General features: G+C 75.5%; 1 protein-coding gene. It reads right to left on the reverse strand.

Going from position 1 to position 1,562, the window contains the following annotated elements; all coding sequences use genetic code 11:
- Window positions 1-1,562: non-ribosomal peptide synthetase (locus ACIQOV_RS40840; RefSeq protein WP_401056126.1), on the reverse strand; the 1,562-nt coding region annotated here is incomplete at both ends.

A 1,562-nucleotide genomic window follows, 5' to 3' on the forward strand; every position in this document is an offset into this window, starting at 1 on the left:
CGGCGAAATGCGCCGATTCGGCCCGGGCCCAGCCCGCCCAGAACTCGGCCAGTTCCGGACCGTCCCGCTCCTCCCCGCGCCGCCGGGCCGTGGGCGGGCCGGGCGGCGCGGAAGGCGGCCCGCTTCTCGGGATCGGTCAGCTGCGGCCAGCCGGACCAGGCGCCCGGCGCGGCCGGCACCGGGTCGTCGGTGGGCGCGTCGGCGTGCCGGAGGAGGGTGCGCAAGGTCGGGACGGCGTAGAACGCCTTCAGGTCGGGGCGCTGTCCGGTGTGCTGCTCGACGGCGTTGGCCAGGCGGATCACATCGACGGAGGTGATCCCGAAGGCGAGCAGGTCCTCGTCCAGCCCGACCCGGCCCGGCACGATCGCGGCCAGCGCCGCCCGCACCTTCTCCTCCAGGCCGGTGTCGTGGCGAGCCGCCCCGGCGGCGGGCTGCGGTGCACGGTGGTCGAGATCGGCGGCGAGGCGCTCCAGCGCGCCGCGGTCGACCTTGCTGGTGGCGCTCAGCGGCAGCTCGGGCAGGACGGCGAACGAGGCCGGGAGCATGTGGGCGGGCAGGCGGCGGGCGAGGTCGGCGCGCACCGCGTCCAGCGGCCGGACGGTGACGAGGAAGGCGGCCAGGCGCCGGTCGGTGCGCTCCCCGGTGGCGACGACGGCGGCCTGCTCGACTCCCGGGACAGCGCACAGCGCCGTCTCGACCTCGCGCAGCTCGACGCGGTAGCCGCGGATCTTGACCTGGGCGTCGCGGCGGCCGAGGAACTCCAGGGTGCCGTCGGGGCGCAGCCGCCCCCAGTCGCCGGTGCGGTACAGCCGGCGGCCGGTACGACCGTCGAAGACGAACGCGGCCTCGGTCAGCTCCGGAGCCTGCCAGTAGCCCAGCGCGGTGCCGTGGCCGCCGATGTACAGCTGGCCGGGGACGTGCACGGGACACGGCAGCAGCTGGTCGTCGAGGACCTGGACGCTCTGCCCGGTCATCGCGCACCCGTACGGGATGCTCGACCAAACCGGGTCGACGTCGCCGATCTCGTGGAGGACCGACCAGATCGAGCCCTCGGTGGCGCCGCCGAGGCTGACGATCCGGCACTTCGGGGCGCGCTCGCGCAGCCGCCCGGGCAGCTGGAGGGAGATCCAGTCGCCGGAGAGCAGGCACACCCGAAGGCCCTCCAGCACCGTGTCGCCCGGGGACAGGGAGTCCAGGAGCAGGTCCACCAGCACCGGCACCGAGTTCCACACGGTGACGTGCTCGGCGCGGGCCAGGACGGTCCAGGCGGCGGGATCGCGGCGCTGGTCGCGGGTGGGCACCACCAGGGTGGCGCCGGCCGCGAGGGTGCCGAACAGGTCCCAGACGGCGAGGTCGAACGTGGCCGGGGACACCGCCAGCACCGCGTCCGTGACGCCGATGCCGAAGCGTTCGTTGACGTCGAGGACCGTGTTGAGCGCGCCCCGGTGGGAGACCATGACGCCCTTGGGCCGGCCGGTGGACCCGGAGGTGTAGATCACGTACGCGAGGTCGTCGGCGGTGCGCCGGCGCGGTGCCCGGGGGGCCGTTGGGCCGGCGGTGGG

Source organism: Kitasatospora sp. NPDC091257 (assembly GCF_044757675.1).
Taxonomy (GTDB): Bacteria; Actinomycetota; Actinomycetes; order Streptomycetales; family Streptomycetaceae; genus Kitasatospora; species Kitasatospora lactacystinica.